Annotated in this window: 19 protein-coding genes; 9 read left to right on the forward strand and 10 right to left on the reverse strand. The window is 48.3% G+C overall.

All coding sequences use genetic code 11. The features are described 5' to 3' along the window. From RCH83_RS11780 to RCH83_RS11790, 3 genes are all read left to right on the forward strand, one after another. Nucleotides 1-1,025: PqiA/YebS family transporter subunit (locus tag RCH83_RS11780; protein ID WP_306522277.1), on the forward strand; the 1,025-nt coding region annotated here is incomplete at its 5' end. Further along, a complete protein-coding gene (gene pqiB / locus RCH83_RS11785; protein ID WP_306522280.1) occupies nt 1,018-2,871 on the forward strand; it encodes an intermembrane transport protein PqiB in 1,854 nt (617 codons plus the stop codon). The genes RCH83_RS11780 and pqiB, both read left to right, overlap by 8 nt. Next, entirely contained in the window at nt 2,868-3,494 is a 627-nt protein-coding gene (locus tag RCH83_RS11790) for a membrane integrity-associated transporter subunit PqiC (protein WP_306522282.1), read from the forward strand. Before pqiB ends, RCH83_RS11790 begins: the two co-directional genes overlap by 4 nt. 134 nt (nt 3,495-3,628) lie before the next feature. Here RCH83_RS11790 and RCH83_RS11795 read toward each other — a convergent pair whose 3' ends face one another. Both RCH83_RS11795 and RCH83_RS11800 read right to left on the reverse strand, forming a co-directional pair. Beyond that, nucleotides 3,629-4,732: an anhydro-N-acetylmuramic acid kinase gene (locus tag RCH83_RS11795; RefSeq protein ID WP_306522285.1), complete on the reverse strand. Its 1,104-nt coding sequence runs from the start codon at nt 4,730-4,732 to the stop codon at nt 3,629-3,631. A 15-nt stretch (nt 4,733-4,747) separates the two neighbouring features. After that, on the reverse strand, nt 4,748-5,995 hold the full coding sequence (locus RCH83_RS11800) for a peptidoglycan DD-metalloendopeptidase family protein (protein ID WP_306522287.1): 1,248 nt from the start codon (nt 5,993-5,995) through the stop codon (nt 4,748-4,750). A 218-nt stretch (nt 5,996-6,213) separates the two neighbouring features. Between RCH83_RS11800 and tyrS the strand changes: the two genes are divergently transcribed. After that, complete coding sequence (tyrS, locus tag RCH83_RS11805; protein ID WP_306522289.1) at nt 6,214-7,416, forward strand: tyrosine--tRNA ligase; 1,203 nt, start codon at nt 6,214-6,216, stop codon at nt 7,414-7,416. Between the two features lie 125 nt (nt 7,417-7,541). Here tyrS and RCH83_RS11810 read toward each other — a convergent pair whose 3' ends face one another. Further along, nucleotides 7,542-8,633: a S9 family peptidase gene (locus RCH83_RS11810; RefSeq protein ID WP_306522291.1), complete on the reverse strand. Its 1,092-nt coding sequence runs from the start codon at nt 8,631-8,633 to the stop codon at nt 7,542-7,544. Between the two features lie 209 nt (nt 8,634-8,842). Between RCH83_RS11810 and RCH83_RS11815 the strand changes: the two genes are divergently transcribed. After that, nucleotides 8,843-9,697 carry an SPFH domain-containing protein gene (locus RCH83_RS11815; RefSeq protein WP_306522293.1) on the forward strand — a complete coding sequence of 285 codons (855 nt, stop codon included), beginning with the start codon at nt 8,843-8,845 and terminating at the stop codon, nt 9,695-9,697. A gap of 61 nt (nt 9,698-9,758) precedes the next feature. Continuing rightward, nucleotides 9,759-9,989, forward strand: coding sequence for an Arc family DNA-binding protein (locus RCH83_RS11820; RefSeq protein ID WP_306522295.1), 231 nt, complete (start codon nt 9,759-9,761; stop codon nt 9,987-9,989). A gap of 15 nt (nt 9,990-10,004) precedes the next feature. Here the strand turns inward: RCH83_RS11820 and RCH83_RS11825 are convergent, their stop codons facing one another. After that, nucleotides 10,005-10,541, reverse strand: a complete 537-nt coding sequence (locus RCH83_RS11825) for a GNAT family N-acetyltransferase (RefSeq protein WP_306522297.1) — start codon at nt 10,539-10,541, stop codon at nt 10,005-10,007. A 187-nt stretch (nt 10,542-10,728) separates the two neighbouring features. On the opposite strand from RCH83_RS11825, the gene RCH83_RS11830 reads away from it, so the two are divergent. Then, on the forward strand, nt 10,729-12,030 hold the full coding sequence (locus tag RCH83_RS11830) for a hypothetical protein (RefSeq protein WP_306522299.1): 1,302 nt from the start codon (nt 10,729-10,731) through the stop codon (nt 12,028-12,030). Between the two features lie 120 nt (nt 12,031-12,150). Here RCH83_RS11830 and RCH83_RS11835 read toward each other — a convergent pair whose 3' ends face one another. From RCH83_RS11835 to pepA, 3 genes are all read right to left on the reverse strand, one after another. Next, complete coding sequence (locus RCH83_RS11835) at nt 12,151-15,012, reverse strand: valine--tRNA ligase (RefSeq protein WP_306522301.1); 2,862 nt, start codon at nt 15,010-15,012, stop codon at nt 12,151-12,153. Between the two features lie 13 nt (nt 15,013-15,025). Then, a complete protein-coding gene (locus RCH83_RS11840; RefSeq protein WP_306522303.1) occupies nt 15,026-15,472 on the reverse strand; it encodes a DNA polymerase III subunit chi in 447 nt (148 codons plus the stop codon). A gap of 129 nt (nt 15,473-15,601) precedes the next feature. Further along, nucleotides 15,602-17,110: a leucyl aminopeptidase gene (gene pepA, locus RCH83_RS11845; protein ID WP_306522305.1), complete on the reverse strand. Its 1,509-nt coding sequence runs from the start codon at nt 17,108-17,110 to the stop codon at nt 15,602-15,604. 186 nt (nt 17,111-17,296) lie between these two features. Here pepA and lptF point away from each other — a divergent pair, with 186 nt between their 5' ends. Together lptF and lptG are read left to right on the forward strand one after the other, a co-directional pair. Further along, nucleotides 17,297-18,409: an LPS export ABC transporter permease LptF gene (gene lptF, locus RCH83_RS11850; protein WP_306522307.1), complete on the forward strand. Its 1,113-nt coding sequence runs from the start codon at nt 17,297-17,299 to the stop codon at nt 18,407-18,409. Next, complete coding sequence (gene lptG / locus RCH83_RS11855; RefSeq protein ID WP_306522309.1) at nt 18,402-19,463, forward strand: LPS export ABC transporter permease LptG; 1,062 nt, start codon at nt 18,402-18,404, stop codon at nt 19,461-19,463. The genes lptF and lptG overlap by 8 nt, the downstream gene beginning before the upstream one ends. Before the next feature lie 22 nt (nt 19,464-19,485). Here lptG and RCH83_RS11860 read toward each other — a convergent pair whose 3' ends face one another. The 3 genes from RCH83_RS11860 to RCH83_RS11870 form a co-directional block, all read right to left on the reverse strand. Continuing rightward, nucleotides 19,486-20,271: an ABC transporter substrate-binding protein gene (locus RCH83_RS11860; protein WP_306522311.1), complete on the reverse strand. Its 786-nt coding sequence runs from the start codon at nt 20,269-20,271 to the stop codon at nt 19,486-19,488. A 120-nt stretch (nt 20,272-20,391) separates the two neighbouring features. Beyond that, a complete protein-coding gene (locus tag RCH83_RS11865; protein ID WP_306522314.1) occupies nt 20,392-21,423 on the reverse strand; it encodes an SMP-30/gluconolactonase/LRE family protein in 1,032 nt (343 codons plus the stop codon). An 88-nt stretch (nt 21,424-21,511) separates the two neighbouring features. Beyond that, nucleotides 21,512-22,630, reverse strand: a complete 1,119-nt coding sequence (locus tag RCH83_RS11870) for a phospholipase A (RefSeq protein ID WP_306522316.1) — start codon at nt 22,628-22,630, stop codon at nt 21,512-21,514. Between the last annotated feature and the right edge of the window lie 248 nt (nt 22,631-22,878).

Here is a 22,878-nt window from a genome sequence, read left to right on the forward strand (position 1 = left end):
ACCGCGATATGAACTTTTTTGATACCTCAGCCGTGTTGCTGGATGAAGATCATCCCTGGTTGGCTATTCTGGTCTGGTTGTTTATTCAGGCAATTCCCTGTTTTTGTATGCTCGCCATTATCTATCTGAAACTCGGTATGTTTTTCCGTTTACCTGCGCTGGTACAAACGGCAAGGCTGCTGTATATGCTCAAACCCTGGAGCATGGTGGATATCTTCCTGATGGGGCTTATTGTTAGTTTTGTGAAGCTATTGAGTCACTTTGATATTTCATTGGGCATGAGTTTCTGGGCATTTTGTTTGTTTTGTTTATTACATTTACGCACTTTTCAGGTGGTGGACCGGCATGAGCTCTGGTCGCGCATCGCACCAGCCCCACAACCGGTTGCCGGTAAAATTGCCGGTGAAACAGGTTTAAGCCAACAACTGAAAGTATGCAGTTGTTGCACTGCATTGGTGGAACTTGAACAATTACGATGTTCGCGTTGTGGCACCAAAGTGCGCCAGCGTATTCCTGATAGTATTCAGCGCACTCTGGCACTGCTGGTCACCGCCAGTATTTTATATATACCGGCCAATTTATTGCCGATGATGGAAACAGTGTCGCTGGGTGAAAGTGTACATTCCACTATTATCAGCGGCATTATTTTAATGTGGCACGACGAGGCTTATCCTGTGGCTATTGTGGTGTTGCTGGCCAGTGTAGTTATTCCTATTTTAAAAATCGCCTTGATGTTCTGGTTGTGTTACCTCACCACCTTGCCGCTAAACGAGCGCAGTCAACACGGCACCTGGATTTATCCTGTGGTGGACTGGATAGGCCGCTGGTCTATGGTGGACGTGCTGGTGGTGGCTATTCTGGCGGCTTTAGTGAGGTTTGACGCTTTGGTCGGGGTTTATCCCGGCATGGGCACTTTTGTTTTTGCCTGTGTGGTCATTATTACCATGCTGGCGGCAATGAGTTTTGATCCAAGATTATTGTGGGACCCAAGTCCGGCCGAACAAATGGAGAAACAGCGTGACTGAACAGCAGGGGCATCCTTCTAAAGGAAAAGGCCATTCGGAACAACAGCATAGTGATCAAGCCAAAGCTGCAACAGCGCATTCAGCCCAGGCCAATTCAGTACAGGCAAAAGTACGGAAAATTACCCAATGGTCACCAATCTGGATAGTGCCTGTGGTGGCAGTGCTGATTGGCGGTTGGATGTTGTATCACACCTATAAAAATCAGGGCGCCACTTTAACTTTGCTCTCAAGTACGGCCGAAGGTTTAGTGCCAGGCAAAACCGCCATTAAAAGCCGTAGTGTCGACGTCGGTAAAGTGGTGTCTGTTGAGTTGTCACAAGACTTAAAACAAGTGGTGATTAAAGCGCGGATGAATCCGGGTACTGATGTGCTGCTGAACGATGAATCGCAGCTTTGGGTGGTGAAACCCAGCGTTGGTCGTGGTGGTATCACAGGTTTAAATACTTTGTTATCAGGTGCTTATATCGAACTTCAGCCAGGCAAAGGTGCCACGAATAAGTTTAATTTTGAATTGCTGGAAAGCCCGCCGATAGCACCGCCTGACGCACCCGGGGTACGGGTATTTTTAACCAGTGGTGATGCGACGTCTTTGTCTGTTGGTGACCCTGTGTTGTACCGCGGTTATGACGTTGGCACTGTGGAACTGGGTGAATTTGACGCCAAGGCCCGTTCTATGCGTTATCAGCTGTTTATCCGTGCCCCTTATGATGCATTGGTCACCGAAAACGTACGTTTCTGGCAAGCCAGTGGCATGGCGCTGGATATGTCGGCCGAAGGGGTGCGCATTGAAATGGGCTCAGTCGCTACTTTATTAAGTGGTGGTGTTACTTTTGACGTGCTGGATGGCTGGCCCAAAGGCAAGCAGGCAATAAACAACAGTGAATTTCAGCTGTTTCAGAACAAAAAAAGCATTCAGGACGGTTTATATAACGAATATCTGGAGTACCTGCTGTTTTTTGACGAATCAGTACGGGGTTTAACCTCTGGTGCTCCGGTGGAATACCGTGGTGTGCGTATTGGTACTGTGATGACAGTGCCTTACTTTTTTAATATGAAAAAACCACTGCAAATTGCTTTTAACCGGGGTATTCCGGTCTTGATCCGGGTGGAGTCGGGCCGGCTTTATGACAATCTGACTTTGCCGGAATTACAACAGGAGCTGGACAGCGCAGTGCAAAAAGGCCTGCGGGCCGTGCTAAAAACAGGCAATCTACTGACCGGTGGTTTGTATGTTGATCTAAATATTGTTGAAGGTGCAGCTGCTGACACGCAGGCAGCCAAAGCACAGTTGGCTGTTCAGCCTTCAGCGCCAGCAAAAAGCGCTGTGCATGAATTAGCCGGCAGCGACGCCGATAATACTGCTGCTGCAGCAACAGCGCTGACGCCCGCCGTACTGGATGAATTTGCCGGTTATCGTTTAATGCCAACAGCCCGCAGTGGCCTGGGTCATATTGAACAAAAAGTGTTACAGGCACTGGATAAAATCAATAACTTACCGGTAGAACAGGTGCTGGCCGACAGCTCAGCCACCTTAAATGAAACCCGTGAATTAATGAGCCAAAGCCAACAACTGGTAAAAAGCCTGGATGCGCTGATTGGCAAAGACAGCACTCAGCAGCTGCCTGCTGAGCTGAAAACCACGCTGGAGCAGTTACAACAAACGCTGCAGGGCATGAGCCCAGGCTCGCCAGTGTATGAGCGGCTGAACAGCAATTTGCAGGCGATGGATAAAGTGTTGCGTGATTTACAGCCTGTGGTGCAAACCATGAATCAACAAAGTAACGCACTGGTGATTAGTGCAGATCCAAAAGCTGATCCGGAACCAGAGCAGGGAGTTCAACCATGAAAAAGCGTCAGTTATGCCAACAAGCCGCAGTGGCCGCTTTGGGTGTATTGCTGCTGGGTTGCAGCACTGTGGTCACGATGAATTATTTTCAGCTGCCACAACCTGCGATCAGTACAACCAGCCCTGCGATTGATGCCCCTGTGCTGGTCGTGGAGCCTGTGATGGTGGCCAGTTACCTCAACACCAATGCGCTGATTTTACAAACTTCAGAGGTGCAGTTGGTGAAAACCCAACAACAACAATGGGCTGAAGCTTTAGATCAGCAGCTAAGCCGTATTCTGCTGCGCACTCTGGCCGCTGAATTGCCTGGCTACAGAGTGACAGAGCGTGTTGTGCCTGGTGCACAACGTTTATTGGTACAGGTGGAGCAATTCCATGGCACCGAACAAGGCACAGTGCTACTGAGTGGTCGTTTTAGCCTGATGCCGGCACAAGGCACAACACTGGTTGGTGGTCAAAGCGGCATTATGCAACAACAATTCCAGCTGCAAATGCCTCAGGCTGATGATGGTTATCCGGCGTTAGTGGCGGCACTTGGCGAGCTGTGGCAACGCCAGGGCAAAGATATAGCGCAGTTGCTTAAACCTGATACCGCTAAAATTAAAGCTGAGTCGGAACAATAAAGGTCGTAGCACAGCGCAACTGGTGCGCAGATAGATTTTGCACTTTGATAAAAAATGCCGGTTGTTAAAGCCGGCATTTTTTTGTGGGGCACAAAGCTGAAAGTTACATGGCGACTGCTGTTTAACAGCAGCGCCTAATAAGGTAAAAATTCCAGCCCTAATACCAAGGCCTGCCGCGCACCTGTGACGGCCGGCACATTGCCCGGAATGCGTAAATCATAAGCCAACGCCAGCCAGGCAAAAGCCATAGCTTCAACATAATCGGCATCAACACCGAGCTCGTCTGTGGTGCTGATACGGCATTGGGGCAACAGTTGTTGTAAGTCGGCCAGTAGCTGTTTATTTTTGGCACCACCACCACAGACAAACACCTCAGACACCGCATATTTACTGATAGCCAGTGCCATAGTGCCGGCGCTGAACTGGCATAAAGTGCGTTGTACATCGGCCGCTTTATAGCTGCTGCCCGCCAGATGGTTTTGCAGCCAACTCAGCTGAAAATATTCCCGCCCTGTGCTTTTGGGGCCGGTTTGCTGAAAATAACTATCGGAAAATAAACGAGCAAGCAGCTCTGGCTGCAAAGTGCCGCTGGCGGCATAAGCGCCATCAGCGTCATAAGTTTTGCCTTGTTGCAGTTCAATCCAGTTATCGAGCAAACAATTACCAGGGCCAGTGTCAAAACCCAGCAGCTGTTGGTGTGGCAGCAGCAGCGTGATATTGGCGATGCCACCAATATTGAGAATACAGCGGCCTTTATTGCTGTCGGCAAAAATGGCTTGATGAAAAGCCGGCACCAAAGGTGCTCCCTGACCACCAAAAGCAATGTCTTTACGGCGAAAATCGCCAATAACCCGGATGCCGGTTTGCATGGCGAGCCGGTGCATATCACCAATCTGATAACTAAATGGCTGGCGGCCGTTGGGTCTGTGTCTGATGGTCTGGCCATGACAACCAATGGCCTGAATTTGCTTGGCCTGATAACCGTTTTTGTGTAATAAGCGCTCAACAGCGGCGGCGTAAATATCGGCTAAATCGGCTTCTAATAAACCCAAACGTTCTATTTCGTTATCACCAGGCTGGCTAATGGCCGCAAGTTCAGTACGAAGTTTGGCAGGGTAGGGCAGTAGTTCAGTGGCAAGCAAAGTTGGGAATTGGCTGGCAAAATCAACCAGCACCACATCAACACCATCCAGGCTGGTGCCTGACATGATGCCGATATAAAGCTGGTCGCTGTTCATAGGGAGAATACAGTATTAGTTATTGGCAGCCAGAGCCACACGTTCATGTGATTTTAACTGGGCAACTAACTGTTTGGCATTGTTGGCAAATTTCACGCGGGCCACACCTTGCAGAGGTTCTGCTTGTGGCAGCTTCACAGTGCGTGGGTTACGGTGTACACCACCCACCACAAATTCATAATGTAAATGCGCGCCTGTGACACGGCCAGTGGCACCTAAACGGCCAATAACGTCACCTTGTTTTACTTTTTCACCACGTTTTACATCACGTTTGGATAAGTGCAGGTATTTGGTCTGAATATTGTTGGCGTGTTGAATAACCACATAGTTACCGTTTGCGCCTTTCATACCGGATTCAATCACTTTACCATCACCGGCCGCCATAATAGGCGTGCCCATAGGTGCAACATAATCAACACCATTGTGTGCTTTGATTTTACCTAAAACAGGGTGTAAACGGCGGGGATTAAAGTTAGAGCTGACATAACGGAAGTTCACAGGGGCGCGTAAAAATGCCTGTCGCATGCCACCACCGTCTGCTTTGTAGTAGTTACCGTCAGTGTGACGCACCGCCTGATACACCTGGCCCTGGTTCTGGAATTGTGCCGCCAGAATAGCGCCGTTACCAATATATTGGCCTTCAGCGTAGTTGCGTTCAAACATTACGCTGAAAGTGTCACCTGAATGAATATCTAAAGCGAAGTCGATGTCGTAACCAAAAACGTTTGCTAAATCAAGAATTTGCGCTTCAGTTAAGCCGGCTTTCATCGCCGAACCCCAGAAGCTGCCGCTAATCACACCAGCTACTACTTCGGTACGCACTTCAATTTCTTTTTGCAGTTGTTGCGCTTCGAATTTGCCATCGGCAGTGCGCTGCACTACTAAGGTTTTTAAATTGCTGATGGTATAACGCAATTCTTGCAGGCTGCCGTCGCTCGCCAGACCAAATTCCAGTTGTTCACCGGGGAATAAACGGGTCAGGGTTTTGGCATCTTTGCCGGTGTCCAGAATGGCCTGCATTGTCACAGCGTCAATATTGGCTTTACGGAACACAGCACCTAATACATCACCCTTTTTCACTTCAACAGAAACCCACTCTAACGAGTTGTCTTCTTGTGGCAGGGTGGTGGCCTGAGTTTGAGGTAATGAATCTGTCACAACCGGCACTGCTAAGCTGTAACGCTTACCAATTTCCAGGCTGCTCTTTTCCGAGTCTTTTGACGCTTCGGCAGGATCTGAAGGGATCAGCAGCAGTACAGACAAAAAGGTCGCTAAGCCAGCGATTATAAACCGATGTTTTGTGGGCAAAGATGAAAACATGAAAGGCGCATCTCTTATTATTATGACAAGAACCACGTAAAAAATGAGCATATAACGATTTTTTGCAAGATCCAAGACTTTTGTGCGTTTAATCACGATGAATGTTGCAGTAGAATGCGGTTCTATAAATTCAGGCGAAAAATTATCCGAAGGAGTACCGCATGACGCAGTGGCAACAAGCCCTCGCCGAGATCACGCGTGGTTGTGAAGAGGTGTTATTAGAAGAAGAACTAATTGCAAAATTAAAGGAAGGTAAACCGTTAAAAGTAAAGGCTGGTTTTGATCCAACAGCGCCGGATTTACACCTTGGGCACACTGTTCTTATCAATAAATTACGCACTTTCCAACAGCTGGGCCATGAGGTTATTTTCCTGATTGGTGATTTTACCGGCATGATTGGTGACCCAACCGGCAAAAACGTTACCCGTAAACCGCTGACGCGCGAAGACGTTTTAGCCAATGCCAAAACGTACCAGGATCAGGTATTTAAGATTCTGGATCCAGCCAAAACCCGTATTGCCTTTAACTCCGAATGGATGGAAAAACTGGGCGCCGCCGGCATGATTAAACTGGCCGCACGCCAGACAGTTGCCCGGATGCTGGAGCGTGACGATTTTAAAAAACGTTATGCCAATAACCAGTCCATTGCGATTCATGAATTTTTATACCCGCTGGTGCAGGGCTGGGACTCAGTCGCGCTTGAGGCCGATATTGAAATGGGCGGTACCGATCAGCGTTTTAACCTGCTGATGGGTCGGGAACTGCAAAAAGACGAAGGCCAGCGCCCGCAAACCGTCATTATGGTGCCTTTGCTCGAAGGCCTGGACGGCGTGCAGAAGATGTCAAAATCACTTGGCAACTATATTGGCATTACCGACAGCCCAACCGAAATGTTTGGCAAAATGATGTCCATTACCGATGACCTGATGTGGCGTTATTACGATCTGCTGAGTTTCCGTCCGTTGGAAGACATAGCCGCGCTGAAACAACAGGCCGCTGAGGGTCGCAACCCACGGGATATTAAAATTGAGCTGGCCAAAGAAATTATCGCCCGTTTCCACGACGAAGCAGCGGCCGAAGCGGCGCACGCCGACTTTACCCAGCGTTTTTCTAAAAACGCTTTGCCGGATGATATTCCGGAGCTGACCTTAACTCTTGAAACTGCGGCTATTGCTATTCCGCAGTTATTAAAAGAAGCGGGTTTAGTGGAAAGCACTTCAGAAGCGATGCGGATGATTAAACAAGGTGCCGTAAAACTAAATGGTGACACTAAAGTGGAAGATGCCAAGCTGGAATTTGCCAAAGGCTCCAGCACTATTTTCCAGGTCGGTAAACGTAAGTTTGCCAAGGTGACGCTGGTTTAAAAAGACACTTGTTTAACTGAGATCATCGCCTGACTGCATGGGCGGGCGCCGAATAAAAGCCGGAGTTTTTGCTCCGGCTTTTTGTTATTTGCGCTTTGCAAGCCCTTGGGATGTCAGCGTTTGTTTTAGCTGCCCGTTTTTGCCGCTGGCGGATAAAACTTTAAAATTTCCTGTTTGATTTCAGCGCGATATTGACTAAAACCGTGGTCGCCCTGAGGGTAAATCACCACTTTATGGGGTTGATGACGCGCTTTTAATAAAGCTTCAATCTGATAAGCCGACTGCACTGTCACTTGTTTATCGGCGTCACCATGTAAAATAAGCACCGGCAAATCGGCGCGGATCTGTGGTAAAAAATGCACCACTGAACGCGCTTTGAGTTGTTGTTCTTTGTTGTTGTGATAATCAGGAATGCGCTGGGCAAATACCTTTTCCATTTCCGGCCGCACTTTTAATTCTTGCTGCAAATCAGAAGCACCGGCCATTATCATTAAAGCTTTCAGCTCAGGCCATTCTTTGGCCGCTAACCAAGTTTGCATACCACCCCGGCTATGGCCAATCATCGCTACTTTATCGGCATCGGCAGCGGTTATGGTTGGGATCAACTGTTTAAAAGCCAGCACATCGGCCACATCGGCGCCACCAAACTCGTCACCATAATATTTTTTCGGATCCGGCTGAATTTGACCACGGTAATTACTGGCGAGCACCAGATAACCCTGTTCAGCCAAAGGCATCAAGTCATAAAAAATATTGCCAAACATCCAGGAACCAAAACGACCGTTGCCACCGCGGTTAAACACCAATACAGGCAACTTGCCCTGCTGCTGTTTTGGTTTTAGTAAAAACCCAACCACAGGCACACCATTCACCTGATACACAAAAGACTCACAATGCACAGTGTTGGCAAAACGCTGATAGTCCGAAGCCTGAAAACGTTGATTCAGCATCTGCTGGCGTTTTTGATCGGCCGGGTTTCTCGCCATCATGGACTGCATCCAGTGTTGATGAGAATCAAAAGGTGCGGCAAAACAGTTTTTTGCATCGGGTTGAATTGGGCTAAAACTTGTTGCTGTTGCTGTTGCTGTTGCTGTTGCTGTTGCTGTTGTGCTGCTTGTGCCTGGGCTTGCAGCTGGCACAGCGTTACTGTTACAAGCCGCCAGATAAAAGCTGCTGAGCAGCACCAAACCAAAAACCAACTTGTCCTTGTTTATCATTGGATAACTCCTTGTAAGTATTTTGTGTTTTTTTTGATTCTATGCTTTTTTTTAACAAAATGAATAGCTTATCTGTAATGTTTGCTTTGGTTTATTTGTTGCCAGGCTGTTTTATTTATAAAAACCTGCTGCATTTTTCCACAATTGCTTGCCTTTGCTTAAATAACGATCTAAGTTGATATCAATTTGATATCACAGTGAGGTGAGTTATGTTAAAAGAAATGCCTGCCCGTAGTTCATCGGGTTTTTTAATGTTGGCGCTGTTGTTGTTGTCACAAATTGCGTCCGTTGCTGCTTTAGTGGTGTTACCGGGCGCTTTAAAGGTTCCGGCGCTGCTCTGGGTATTTGCCACTGCCATTTGTTGGTTTGGTTTTTATATGGTGCAGCCCAATCAGTCGGCGGTACTGCAGTTGTTTGGCCGTTATGTTGGCACCGACTTTAGCAATGGTTTGCGCTGGGCCAACCCGTTTTTTAGTAAACAAAAAGTCAGCCTGCGGGTACGTAACTTTGAAAGCAGCAAACTGAAGGTCAACGACCACGCCGGTAACCCGGTCGATATTGCCGCTGTGGTGGTGTGGAAAGTAGTGGATAGTGCGGAAGCTGTGTTTGAAGTGGAAGATTATGAAAACTTCGTCACTATTCAAAGTGAAGCGGCCATTCGTTATCTGGCGTCCAGTTACCCTTATGAAGCTGAGCTGGCAACCGATATCAGCCTGCGTAGCAGTGGTGATGAAATTACCGATTTATTGCGCACCGAAATTCAGAACAGGCTGCAAAAAGCCGGTGTCACTGTGATTGAAGCCCGCATCAGCCATCTGGCTTATGCGCAGGAAATTGCCAGTGCTATGTTGCAACGTCAACAAGCGCGCGCAGTGGTCATGGCGCGCCAGCAAATTGTTGAAGGTGCTGTGGGCATGGTGGAAATGGCTTTGAAACGGCTGGCGGAAAAGGATGTGGTCACGCTGGATGAAGAACGCAAAGCGGCGATGGTCAGCAATTTGCTGGTGGTACTTTGTGGTGATCACAGCGTGACGCCAGTGGTCAATACCGGCACTTTATATTAAACCGAGCAAGATAATGCGCTGAGCCAGTGACGGTTTAGCGCCTGGCAAATGAGGTTGTCTGATGGCAAAAAAAGCCTTTGCGCTGCGCATAGACGAACAAATGCTGGCGCAGCTACAAAGCTGGGCTGATGCCGAGTTTCGTAGTGTGAACGGTCAGATTGAATATCTGCTGCATCAGGCTTTGTTGCAATCGGGCCGGTTAAAAACGGCAAAATTGCCGGCGGAGCCGACTGGCAATACTGAAGCAAGCGCCGACACAACTGCCGATACAACTGTCGATACAAAAAGGTAACGATCATTCAGGCGCTTAAAGCGCCTGAAATTCTTTTGCCAATAACCCCAGTTTTAAATCGTCGTACCATGCACCTGCTAACTGAAAGTTGTCTCTGAGCCTGCCTTCCAGCACAAAACCCAGTTTGGTGAGCAGAGCCAAAGAAGGTTCATTGCCAGCAGTGACAGTGGCATTGATTTTATGAAAACCACAATGCAAAAAGGCAAATTGCAACAGCGCCAGACTGGATTCTTTGCCATAACCCAAACCCTGATATTGTGGGTCTAATAAAAAACCAATTTCAGCCTGACGGTAAGGCAGCCAGCTGGCCTGCATGCCGGTAATGCCTATAGGCTCACCGCTGTTTTTATCTTCAATGAGCAAACAAAGCCAATGATTCGCCTCTTTACTCCAGGGTTGTAGCCTGTGTTGAAAACGCGCCAGCACCTCTGCTTCTGTATACATATCATGCACATAACGCATAACCTTGGCATCCTGATGCAGTTTTAAAAAAAACGGCCAGTCTGCTGGTTGCAAAGGCATGAGATCCAGTCTTCTGGTGCTGAGCTGCATATAAAACCTGCTGATTTATTTAAATAAAATTCAGTGATTCAGATTACACCGCAGCCGGAGGTACTGCATAGCGATGTTGTTAAAAACGCATATCAGCATCAGTTGATTTTCATTTTTATCAGCTTGTGTCAACATGCGCGCTTTTTTAAAGTCACTGAAGTTTTACATCATAAAAAGGATTATTCTGATGAAATTATTATTGCCGCTTGCGGCTTTGTTTGTGCTGACAGCCTGTGGCGGCGGTTCGGGTGAAGCGGGTTCACCCAATAGCCAGGTTGCAGTAAAAGCACCTTTAAAAATTACTGCGATGCAAAGCACTACTTGTGGTGGCAGTGTAGCGGCCACTAAAGCGGAATTATTTGTTTATGATAATAACTGGAACATTACCGGTCGTTATAAAGCTGGAGCTGATGGCAGCTTTACACTTGCCACTGAAGCGAAACTGCTCAACTTTTCGTTGATCAACAATCTGGGCACTCATATCAAACCAAAAATTTCGCAAAAAGTGTATTCTCAGGTCGAGCCTGGTGATTATGGGACTGTTTTTGTTGGGCACAACTCAGACAACTGTGAGTGTGTCGAAGCCAGTGCCACTATAACGAAACTCAGCAGCAGCCCGTTGGTACAAATGCGGGTTTCAAACGAAACAATGCAATTTAGTTTTGCCAAACTGAATGGTAACACTGCCACCCTGAATCTTTGCCGGCAGCAGGGCAAAAACTGGCCGGCATTAGCTATTGCGGCCAGAAATACCGCAGGCAGCTGGGCTTATGCCCGTCTGGACAACTACCAGCCAACACAACCGCTTTTTATTAATCTGGATAAAGAAGTACAGGCGTTGCCTTTTACCACCAATAATACAGCGGCTACATACAGCAGCTACAGCTACACTCAGGACCTTGCCTACCGAGCTCTTACCGCAAATGCTGATGCACCGGTACAGATCAATGGACTCACGCAGATCAAATATCTCACCCATACGGCAACGTTGCGCACCGTCCAGTCCAATGGTGACGGCACTATGATTGATTTGTTTAGCACTCATAATTTATTGCGAAAAACAGCTGACAGCAGTGCGCTGAATTTTGTAATACCAGAATGGAGCAAGGTGGAAACATTTGCCGCAACGGCAGCCAAAGATTGGGCAAAATTTGCAAACGGTTTTGCCTATGATTACAGCAGTTTTGCTGAATTTACTGCGTTGAATGTTGATGTATCTGTCTATTTTCCTGAAGGTAATTATATAGAGCAACAGTTTACCGGCCCGCTTAAAGGCAAGTTTCCGGCATCATTTTTACCTGCAGATTACCTTGCTCTGACAGTCATGGACACGGTGGATCACAGTTATGTGTCTATTGATCTGAGTCAGCTAAGCAGTGCCAACAATCTGACTGCTTATGTCAGACAGAATCTTAAATTAGCAGCGCCACTGGTCAGTCAAAGAGAGCGGGAAGGTGACTTCAGTTATATTGGATTTGCCGTGCAGTAACTTTGAGATCAGTCGGTTGATACAATCACAACTGGCTGATTCCACCGTTGCACCGGTAATACAAGATAAAATAAAGGCGACCTGAAGGTCGCCTTTATGTTTTTGGTGTTGAATGCTGGCTTAGATTGCAGCAATTTCCGCTTGTTGTGCCAATAACTTCACAATAGCGGCTTCTGCTTCCGCCAGTTTTTCACGTTCTTTTGCTAAAACTGCTTCCGGAGCTTTGGCCACAAAACCTTCGTTGGCCAGTTTACCGGATACCCGCGCTGCTTCCTGCTGCATTTTTTCCAGCTGTTTAGCGATACGGGTCAGCTCTGCTTCTTTATCAATTAAACCGGCCATTGGGATCAGTAAATCCATGCTGCCAAGAAGCTGCGCCGCACAAGCTGGTGCAGTTTCTGTGCCCAGCACTGTGATGCTGTCGAGTTTGGCCAGGTTCAGTAATAGCGCCTGGTTTTGCTCTAAACGGCGGCTGTCGTCCGCTGATAAATTACGCAGCAATAACGGCAGTGGTTTGGTTGGTGCTATGTCCATTTCACCACGGATATTACGGATGGCAACAATAAAGTTTTTCACCCATTCAATATCGGCACTGGCGTTGTCGTTAATCAGGGTCGCATCAGCTTGTGGATAGGCCTGCAGCATAATGCTGTCGCCAGCCTGAAGATCGGTGCGGATCATAGGCGCAACCCGCTGCCAAATCTCTTCAGTGATAAAAGGCATAATAGGGTGCATCAGGCGTAATAACGATTCCAGCACTGTTAACAGCGTATGGCGGGTGCCCCGTTGCTGCGCTTCGTCGCCTTTAAATAACACAGGCTTGGTCAGTTCCAGGTACCAGTCACAGAACTGGTTCCAGGTAAATTCGTACAGCGTATTGGCGGCCATATCAAAACGATAGCTGTCCAGATACTGCCGGAACTGCGCGACGGTTTGTTGGTATTGGCTTAAGATCCACTGGTCGGCTAACGACAGTTTCATATCGCCGCCAGCAACACCACAATCTTTGCCTTCGGTCATCATGGTGACGTAACGGCTGGCGTTCCACAGTTTGTTACAGAAGTTGCGGTAACCGTCTAAACGTTTCATATCCCAGTTGATATCACGGCCGGTTGAGGCCAGCGCCGCTAAGGTAAAACGCAAAGCGTCTGTGCCACAGGCATCAATACCTTCCGGGAATTGTTTTTTGGTTTGGTTGCCGATTTTTTCTGCCAGCTGCGGCTGCATCATATTGCTGGTACGTTTGGCCAGTAAATCGTCGAGGCTAATACCGTCAATCATATCCAAAGGATCAATCACGTTGCCTTTGGACTTGGACATTTTGTCGCCGTTTTCGTCGCGGATAAGACCGGTCACATACACAGTTTTAAACGGCACTTGCGGTTTACCGTTTTCATCTTTGACAAAATGCATCGTCATCATAATCATCCGGGCAACCCAGAAGAAAATAATGTCAAAACCAGTCACTAACACATCGGTCGGATGGAAGGTTTTTAACTCTTCAGTGTTCTCCGGCCAGCCTAAAGTCGAGAAAGTCCATAAAGCTGAGCTAAACCAGGTGTCCAAAACGTCGTTGTCCTGACGCAGCGCAAAATCAGCGGCTAAACCGTGTTTAGCACGCACTTCGGCTTCATCACGGCCCACATAAACTTTGCCTTCATTGTCGTACCAGGCCGGAATGCGGTGACCCCACCACAATTGACGCGAAATACACCAGTCCTGAATGTCGCGCATCCAGCTGAAATACATGTTTTCGTATTGTTTTGGCACAAACTGAATGTCGCCGTTTTCCACAGCTTCAATGGCAGTTTTTGCCATTGGCGCCACGCGCACATACCATTGGTCGGTCAGCATTGGCTCAATCACCACACCAGAACGGTCGCCATACGGCAGGGTGTTGGTGAGGGCTTCAATTTTGTCGAGCAAACCAGCGGCGTCAAAAGCAGCAACAATGGCTTTACGGGCAGCGTAACGGTCAAGACCTGCAAGTTCTGCCGGAATTGGCGCGCTGAGGTTCGGGTTTTCTTCGCCATTGGTAAAAAAACACTCGCCTTCAGTGCGGATAGTGGCGTCTTTGGTCATCACGTTAATCATCGAAAGCTGATGACGTTTACCCACTTCATAGTCGTTAAAGTCATGCGCTGGGGTAATTTTGACACAGCCCGAGCCTTTTTCTTTGTCAGCATGTTCGTCGGCAATAATCGGAATACGACGATTCACCAGCGGCAGCAGAATTTCTTTGCCAATCAAGGACTGGTAACGTTCGTCATCCGGATTCACAGCAACTGCGGTATCACCCAACATGGTTTCCGGACGGGTAGTGGCAACCACTACATAGTTTTTGCCATCGGCAGTTAAAGCACCATCAGCCAGCGGGTAACGTAAATGCCAGAAGTTGCCTTGTTGTTCTTTGCTTTCTACTTCTAAATCAGAAATGGCAGTGTGTAATTTTGGATCCCAGTTCACCAGGCGTTTACCACGGTAAATCAGGTCGTCCTGATACAAACGTACAAACACTTCCTGCACTGCGTTGGACAGGCCATCGTCCATGGTAAAACGTTCTTTGTCCCAGTCTACCGAGTTGCCGAGGCGACGCATTTGTTCAGTGATGGTGCCACCAGATTCGGCTTTCCATTCCCAGACTTTTTCGATAAAAGCGTCACGGCCCATAGCATGGCGGTCTGGTTTACCTTCGGCGGCCAGTTTACGCTCTACCACCATTTGGGTGGCGATACCGGCATGGTCTGTGCCCACTTGCCACAAGGTATTTTTACCTTGCATACGCTGGTAGCGAGTCAGGGCGTCCATAATGGTTTGCTGGAAAGCGTGACCCATGTGCAGGCTGCCGGTGACATTTGGTGGCGGGATCATAATGCAATAAGCGCCGTTGGAATTGTCACCTGAAGGTTTAAAATAGCCTTTGTTTTCCCAGGCTTTGTACATCGCCTGTTCGATTTGACTTGGGTTAAATTTCGTTTCCATTTTTATACCTGTTTCAGCTGGCTTGCACGGTTTGTGGCGTCACGCCAAGCTGGCGATAATGTTTATACTTTTGCCTGGCTATGTCTTTATCAGACTCAGCCTGAGGCACAAATTCGATGATTTGACTAAACCTGTTCACAAAAGCAGGCACAGTCGAAGTTAAATTGATCAGCACCTGACGGTTGTTTTTTGGTGGCAACCAGCTGATTTCAACCGGAGCACCACGGGCAGGGCCTTCGCCAACCAGATTGTGTGGCACAAAACTCTGTGCATCAAACTGCCATAATACCTCATCGACCTGTTCAGCGTCTTGCTGATTTGTGCAGTAAACAAAGACTTTCAGGTTTTGCCGGTACATAGCCGCACACAGCTGGCAAGCCAATAACAGCTCGGCAGAGCCTGCGCTGTTGGCGGTGGCAGCGGCATCCAACACTGCCGGCAGATAAAACTGAACTTGCATCAATGGCTTTCCCTGTGTTTCACAAGAATGACTGGCATCACAACAATCACAACAACTGCAAAAGGCTAAAAACAAAACTGGCCAGGAAAACCGGGCCAGTTGATTATGCAAAAATCAGCTTTGAGCAGCTTAACTTTCCGGGTGTAAACCAGCACGGTTAATTAAAAACTGCATCAGCATAGCAACAGGGCGACCGGTGGCACCTTTGTCTTTGCCACCACTGCGCCAGGCAGTACCGGCAATGTCTAAATGCGCCCAGTTATATTTGCGGGTGAATTTCGACAAAAAACAAGCTGCGGTAATAGTACCGGCGGCGCGGCCACCTAAGTTGCTAAAGTCAGCAAATGGGCTCTCTAACTGGTCGTGGTAATCATCCCACAGTGGCAGGCGCCAGGCACGGTCACCACTTTGCTCGGAGGCGTTCAGAATTTCATGCGCCAGCGGGTTGTGGTTACTCAGTAAACCAGAAGCGTGTTTACCCAGGGCGATGACACAAGCGCCGGTTAAAGTGGCCACGTCTATCACCACATCAGGGTCAAAACGCTCAACATAAGTTAAAGCATCACAAAGCACTAAACGGCCTTCAGCGTCTGTGTTCAGTACTTCCACTGTTTGACCCGACATAGTCGTTAAAACATCACCAGGACGATAAGCTTTGCCATCCGGCATGTTCTCTGCTGCTGCCAATACCCCAATCACATTCAGTGGTAAACCCAAAGATGCCACAGCATTCATAGTGCCCAGCACAGAAGCGGCGCCACACATGTCGTATTTCATTTCATCCATGGCGTCACTTGGTTTAATGCTGATACCGCCGGTGTCAAAAGTTAAACCTTTGCCCACCAATACCACAGGCGCGCTGTTATCCATAGCACCCTGGTATTTAATCACTGCCATTTTGGCTTCATTGTCAGAACCACGGGCCACAGCCAGGTATGAGTGCATACCCAGCGCCGTCATTTCCGGCACACCCAGCACTTCAATACTGAGTTTATCGCTGATTGGGCCAAGACCCTGCGCTTGTTCGGCCAGCCAGGCCGGAGTGCAGATATTCGGTGGCATATTGCCAACGTCTTTGCATTGTTTAATACCGGCAGCTATCGCCAGGCCATGTTCTACTGCTTTTTCACCTATGGTGAGGTCGCGGCGGGTTGGCACGTTAAACACAATTTTGCGCAATGGGCGGCGGGTTTCGTCTTTTTTGCTTTTCAGCTTATCAAACACATAGAGGCAATCCTGGGTGGTTTCCACCGCATGGCGCACTTTCCAGTAGGTATCGCGGCCTTTGACATGCAACTCAGATAAAAAGCACACAGCTTCCATCGAACCTGTTTCATTGAGGGTGCTGATGGTTTTGGCGATGATCTGACGGTACTGACGTTCGTCCAGCTCACGTTCTTTGCCACAACCCACCAGTAATACTCTTTCGCTCAGCACATTGGGTACGTGATGTAATAACAACATCTGGCCTGGTTTGCCTTCCAGATCACCACGGCGCAGCAGGTTGCTGATATAACCTTCGCTGATTTTATCTAATTGTTCGGCCACCGCAGATAAACGACGTGGTTCATACACGCCGACGACAATACAAGCACTGCGTTGTTTCTCCGGACTTCCGCTTTTAACGCTGAACTCCATGTCAACTCCTGATTCTGATGGACTATGCTGTGGTAACGCCGCGCTTTGGGCCAGTAAAAGAGGTGCTGGCACTGATAAAAAAGCTCGGATTTCAACGGACTTTAGTCGATAATAATTGCTATAAATATCCAGTTTACTTAAAAATTGCCAGGGTGCCAGCAAAAAGACTGGTTTTTGGGGTGCATTTTGATTGTTTTTCGTTATTTGATTGGCGAAGTATTTAAATCTCAGCTCGCTGTGTTTCTGATTTTAATCACTATTATCCTAAGCCAGCGTTTTGTCAAAACCTTAGCAGACGCTTCAGAGGGCGAGCTGCCTGGTCAGCTGGTATTTACTTTAGTGGCGTTAAAACTGCCGCAGATGGCGATTCTTATTTTGCCTTTGGCGGCGTTTTTGGGTGTTTTAATCGCCTACGGCCGTATTTATGCTGAAAGTGAAATGACAGTGCTGCACGCAACAGGTGTCAGCGAGTGGCTGGTAGGCCGTATTACGCTGGTGTTGTCACTGGTGATTGCGCTACTTGCTGCGGGTTTAACTTTGCATTTAAGCCCATGGGCGGCAGAACGGGAATATCAGCTGCTGGAAAAAGTATCGTCAGATTCTGGTTTATCTACGTTAATTCCCGGCCGTTTTCAGCAAACCTCCAATGAAAAAGCCGTGGTTTTTGTGCATGACATCAGTCGGGACGGCCATAGTTTGTCGAAAGTTTTTCTGGCACAACAAGCCACTGAAGAGGGTGGCCAACATTCGGTGGTGTATGCCGAAACCGGTACTGTGCTGGAAGATAATACCGGCGCGCAGCGGCTGGTGCTGAGTAATGGCCGCAGATATGCCGGAGCTGTTGATGCACCTGAATATGATGTATTGGAATTTGGCCGTTACGATTTGCAAATTCGTGAACAGCAGGTAGAACAGCGCCGCCGTAAATTAAAAAGTTTGCCGACCGTCGATTTATATCAACAACGTGACAATCCCGAAGCTGTGGCTGAACTCCATTGGCGTTTGGCTATTCCGCTTTCTATTCCCATTTTGATGTTGTTGGCAGTGCCTTTGAGTAAAGTGAACCCAAGACAGGGCAAATTTGGCCGGTTGTTGCCGGCTTTGTCATTGTTTTTGTTGTATTACATGTTGCTGATTGTCAGCACCAATTTGTTGCAAAAAGAAAAATTGCCGCAGGCAGCCGGCCTTTGGTGGATCCACGCGCTGGTGCTGATGCTGGTGATGATTTTGTTCCTGCAAAACCGCTCAGGGGCGCAGCGGCTGAAAGCCCGAATTTTTGGCCGGGGTGACCATGCTTAAGATTGTTGATATTTATATAGGCCGCAGCATTCTGACGACCTCGGCTTTGTCCTTGTCGGTGTTGTTAATTTTGTCCGGTATGTTCAGGTTTATTGACCAGTTAAAAGCCGACCGGGGTGACTATACACCACTGGCTGCAGCCATCTTTAGTTTGTCCAGCGTGCCGGGGGACATAGTGTTGTTTTTCCCTATGGCTGCTTTGATTGGCGCTTTGATTGGTTTGGGCATGTTGGCCAGCAATAGCGAGCTGGTGGTGATGCAGGCATCAGGCATGTCCAGGCTGAATATTATCAGCTCAGTGATGAAAACCGCGCTGCTGATGATGCTGCTGGTGGCTGCTATTGGCGAGTGGGTGGCGCCTGCTTCGGAAAAGTTTGCCCGTGAACTAAAAACCAAAGCCATCTCGGGTGGTAATTTATTTGCCGCGCAACAAGGGGTTTGGGCCAAAGATGGTGACGATTTTGTCAATATCCGTCAGGTGTCGGATGATGGCAGCCTGAAAAATGTCACTATTTACGAGTTTTCGCCTGAGTTGGCATTGCAGGCCATAGTGAATGCTAAATCTGCGGTATTTGTGGCGGGAGCCTGGCAGCTGGAGCAGGTGAGCCGTTTACATTTTCGCGATGACAAAATTGAACAACATCAATGGGCGCAGCAGCGTTGGCGCTCGAGCTTGACCCCCGACAAACTGGGTGTGGTCAGTGTGAAGCCTGAGCTGTTAAGTTTGCAGGGTTTAAGCAGTTATCTCGATTATCTGGATGCCAATCAGCAAGATAGCAGCCGTTATCAGCTGGCTTATTGGCGCAAAGCGACCCAGCCACTGACGATAGTGGCGATGATGCTGATGGCGTTGTCTTTTATTTTTGGCCCGCTGCGCACTGTCACTATGGCAGCCCGGGTACTGATGGGTATTCTGACCGGTTTTGCCTTTCATATGGCCAATGAAGTTTTAGGCCCTGTGGCCCTGGTGTATCAGTTGCCGCCTATATTGGGGGCTGTATTGCCCAGTGTACTTTTTATTGGGTTATCGGTTTATCTGATGCAGAAAAAATAACAGCAGCTATTGTGGCCGTTGATCAGAGCTGGCCAAAAAACAGCTCTGGTTTGTCATGGTACCGACTGATAATTTGCCGGAAGCGGCCGCTGCTTTTTAACTGGTCAATGGCCTGTTGTAATTGCCGCACAGTATGGGGCGGCATATTGTTATTCAGCGCCAGAAAATTATTGCCTATTAAGGAAATATCTAACACAGGCTCTGCCAGGTCGACCGGCTGTTTCAGTGTGGACAGCCAGGTCGGCATCACCAGCTCAGAAGCCACGACCAAATCAACTTTACCTTTCAAAAACAGTGGAATAGGGTCGGATTTGGTGGCAAAACCCAGCAAGTTTTTGCCAGACTCAAAACCCAAAGATAAAAAATACTCTTCATACACATCTCCCCGCGCCACGGCGATGCCAAAAGTTTTGGCATCTTCCAGCGACTTAGGGTTTACTTCAGGCCGGCTTTTCAGGCGGTATAAATAAGCTTTGGAAGAAGCTAAAGGCCCTACCCATTGAAAATATCTGGCTCTTTTGGCAGTGCGCACTGTTGGAAATAAACCGGCGTTATTGTGCAGTTGTGCCTGTGCAAAAGCACGCAACCAGGGCAGGCTAACCATGTCACACTCTAGTTTTGCCAGTTGGCAGGCTTCACGCAGAATATCAGCGTTAATACCCCGCACTTCGCCATTTTTTACAAAGCTATAAGGTGGAAAATGTTCGGTAAAGAAGGTAAGACGATTTGGTTGTGGTGTCGCAGCATCAGCAGTGCTGCAAACTCCACACAAGATTAAACAGACAAAAAACAGGCGTCGCAGGAACATCTGACCACACTCCCAGCAGGATTGTTGGCAATATGCCAGAGTCTGTGCCGATGCGGTAGCTTTTGTTTAAAGTAAAGTCGCCAGCCTTCAGACGGCTTGATGTTGCATTATTGTTGCTGTTTAAAAGCCGCCTGCCAAAGCTGATTGATTTGATTTGGGTTTTAGCAAAATGCTTAATAAATAGTTGCTGGCGGTGATATATAACCGCTGTTGATCGGCGCTCAGGGCCAGATTGGCCGCTGCCACTCCTGTTTGAATGGTGCCAAGATGTTCTGCTTGTGCATTAAAAATCAGCACACCACCCGGGCCTGTTGCCAGCAGATGGCCTGATGGCAGCACTTTTAACCCATCCGGCAGGCCCGGCACTTGTTGAACCAAAGCTGTAGCATCAAAAAACAACTCTGCGTTACCGAGGCTGCCGTCTGCTTGCAGCGTAAAACGCCACCACTGTGCTGCTTTGGGATCTGAGTTGGCCACATATAAAAACTTTTGATCCGGCGAAAATGCCAGGCCATTGGGCCGGCTTAAAGCTGAATGCAACAAAAAGACAGTGCCGTCAGGTGCCAGCCGGTAGATGCCATTATGAGTTTGTTCTTTGTGTGGGTCTTTATCACCCTGGGCTAAACCATAAGGTGGATCGGTAAAATAATAAGAACCATCTTTATGTTGCACTAAATCATTGGGGCTGTTCAGCTTTTTACCCTGATAATATTGTGCTAGCGGTTTATACACTGGCTTATTCTGCTTTATCCCATCCAGCACTGCCAAAGCCCGGTCGCCATGTTGCGCCAGTACCAGCTGCTGTTGTTGGTTAAAAATGAGACCATTGGCGCCCTGGCCCGGATTACCGGCTTGTGTTTTGGTATAACCCGAAGGAAACAAATAGGTCCGCAGCCCGGTTTTAGCACTGTATCTGTGTACTTTATTGGCTGGTACATCGGAAAACAGCAGATCACCAGTTTGTGGTTCGACCACAGGACCTTCAGCCCAGCGAAAACCTTCCGCCAGGATCTCCAGCCGGGCGTTTTTATCGATAATTTTCAGTAGCTCAGGTTGTAATACCTTGACCGGTTGAGCCGGAATTGGGTTGGCTGCCCAGGCTGGCATCCACACAATAACCAATAACAGACTTAAGAATGGGGATGACAGCACAAGTGACTCCTGCATTGATGTTGTGAGCTTAAAAATTGCTGAGCAATGTGGATGAGATTGCCCCCACAGGCGTCAGCTGAATGTTCAGTTAAAAATTAAACAACATCACCCCAAGCCCAACACTGTGCTGGCGGATATTGTAGTCGAGCAAAGTTTCGCCATAACCGGAAAATAACTGCAAATGCCAGCGTAAGCCGTCCAGCTTGGTATCATCAACAGGGTAAGTCATATCAAGCTGAAACGAACCCTGACTTAAGTTAGACAAGTCATTGCGCCAGACCAGCATGGCCGTTGCCGCGCCCGGCAACCAGGTTGCAGTCAGCTCATGACTGCCGATATAGTCAATTAAATCAGGGTTATCATCATCTTCCGGACTTTCAGTAATACGCTGATGGTAACGCCAGTTCAGGCCAAAATTGCCTTTATCCAGCGCCAGTCCGGCATAAATTTTATTCCAGCTGCGTGATAAGGGGTCGCTTTGACCATTGGACTGATGGGCGATACCAAACTGCAACATCCGCACCCGCCAGCCATCTCCAACCTCACCAAAAGGTTTTGGCACCGGCACAACATAAATGAGTTCAGGTTGGTAGTCTGTGCTGCGAAAGGGCGCTGAATCGGTTTGATTCCATAATTGCCACATGGATCGTTGGGTAAAGGCAAACCATAAATCGGCGCCTGGCAGCACCACGCCGGTGGCAACTTTAGCCCTTAATGAAATTTGTAATTTTGCTTCGAGCGCCTTGTAGTTGTCGTTGCGCGGTCCATCGGCTTTGCCTGGTGTTGTTGGCTGGCGGTTGATATGTGAAGTGTAATGCACAGGTAAAAAGAAACTTGGCAGATAAGTGCGGAACACAAAACGGTCGCGTTTTTCATCCGGTGTGAGCTCCCAATATTTGTCCAGCACAGTTGCTACTTCTACCCCGGCGGCGGCAGCCGCAATAATACCGGAACTGCTGGCCGTCACCAGGGAGTCGGCGCTGATTGCTGCACCTTTGGTCTGGACCGCTTTGGTCTCTGTTGTTGTGGGCTGCAGGTTTTGTCCGGTGTTGCTGGCATCAACACCAAAAATCCGGTCATAACAGGCCAGACGTTGCAGCGGATCCGCAGTTTGCTGACAACTCCGGACATCCTGCGCCAATGCTGCTGGCCCCAAACCCAGTGCTGAGAAGGCAATAACCAGTTTTATCCATTGATCTTGTGTCATACAGCTCCCTGAGCTGGTGAAACTTGGCCTGATTGTGGCAGATAACTGAGGCTTTAGGGGGAATACCTGTCAGCCGGACATTGAAAACATGGCTGAGTGACATGGCCAAAAGCATAAAAATCTAAAGTGAGTGCTTGTTGCCAGAGGCTTGGAGTCAGTGCTTTTTTCAGTTAAGGTTTAAATCATGTTGCCGGGCTGGCAGCTAAAGCGGAATAATCGGCGCAATGATACTGAAAATAAAAGGAAAA

The sequence above is a fragment of the Rheinheimera sp. genome (assembly GCF_030824435.1).
GTDB lineage: Bacteria > Pseudomonadota > Gammaproteobacteria > Enterobacterales > Alteromonadaceae > Pararheinheimera.

Bases quoted from the DNA above. Each gene is read 5' to 3' on its own strand.
- RCH83_RS11820 (WP_306522295.1), top strand. From the start codon at position 9,759: ATGGCAAAAAAAGCCTTTGCGCTGCGCATAGACGAACAAATGCTGGCG.
- RCH83_RS11815 (WP_306522293.1), top strand. From the start codon at position 8,843: ATGTTAAAAGAAATGCCTGCCCGTAGTTCATCGGGTTTTTTAATGTTG.
- RCH83_RS11860 (WP_306522311.1), bottom strand. From the start codon at position 20,271: ATGTTCCTGCGACGCCTGTTTTTTGTCTGTTTAATCTTGTGTGGAGTT.
- tyrS (WP_306522289.1), top strand. From the start codon at position 6,214: ATGACGCAGTGGCAACAAGCCCTCGCCGAGATCACGCGTGGTTGTGAA.
- RCH83_RS11840 (WP_306522303.1), bottom strand. From the start codon at position 15,472: ATGCAAGTTCAGTTTTATCTGCCGGCAGTGTTGGATGCCGCTGCCACC.
- RCH83_RS11830 (WP_306522299.1), top strand. From the start codon at position 10,729: ATGAAATTATTATTGCCGCTTGCGGCTTTGTTTGTGCTGACAGCCTGT.
- lptG (WP_306522309.1), top strand. From the start codon at position 18,402: ATGCTTAAGATTGTTGATATTTATATAGGCCGCAGCATTCTGACGACC.
- RCH83_RS11810 (WP_306522291.1), bottom strand. From the start codon at position 8,633: ATGATAAACAAGGACAAGTTGGTTTTTGGTTTGGTGCTGCTCAGCAGC.
- RCH83_RS11835 (WP_306522301.1), bottom strand. From the start codon at position 15,012: ATGGAAACGAAATTTAACCCAAGTCAAATCGAACAGGCGATGTACAAA.
- pepA (WP_306522305.1), bottom strand. From the start codon at position 17,110: ATGGAGTTCAGCGTTAAAAGCGGAAGTCCGGAGAAACAACGCAGTGCT.
- RCH83_RS11870 (WP_306522316.1), bottom strand. From the start codon at position 22,630: ATGACACAAGATCAATGGATAAAACTGGTTATTGCCTTCTCAGCACTG.
- RCH83_RS11825 (WP_306522297.1), bottom strand. From the start codon at position 10,541: ATGCAGCTCAGCACCAGAAGACTGGATCTCATGCCTTTGCAACCAGCA.
- RCH83_RS11790 (WP_306522282.1), top strand. From the start codon at position 2,868: ATGAAAAAGCGTCAGTTATGCCAACAAGCCGCAGTGGCCGCTTTGGGT.
- RCH83_RS11795 (WP_306522285.1), bottom strand. From the start codon at position 4,732: ATGAACAGCGACCAGCTTTATATCGGCATCATGTCAGGCACCAGCCTG.